This is a genomic window from Vibrio sp. 03_296, from assembly GCF_002265885.1.
Window position 1 is genome coordinate 1 of sequence record NZ_NPKW01001078.1, and the last position, 297, is coordinate 297.

General features: G+C 47.8%; 1 pseudogene. It reads left to right on the top strand.

Annotated features, from left to right (window positions below):
- Window positions 1–258: pseudogene (locus CIK04_RS29930) on the top strand (NAD(P)(+) transhydrogenase (Re/Si-specific) subunit beta); the annotation flags it as partial.
- Window positions 259–297: the final 39 nt, after the last annotated feature.

Here is a 297-nt window from a genome sequence, read left to right on the forward strand (position 1 = left end):
GCGTTCGGAAAGTTACGCGGTATCATTTCCTCATCGCCACTTAACTTGCCTCATAAACACAAGATGAATCTCGCAGCTATCGTTATTTCAACTCTGCTTATGATTCACTTTGTTAACGCCGACGGCAGTATGTTTGCCTTAATCGTGATGACACTGATTGCTTTCGCATTTGGTTATCACTTGGTGGCGTCGATCGGCGGTGCGGACATGCCCGTAGTGGTCTCTATGCTGAACTCTTATTCAGGTTGGGCAGCAGCGCGCAGGTTCATGCTAGCAACGATCTGATTGATCGTGACA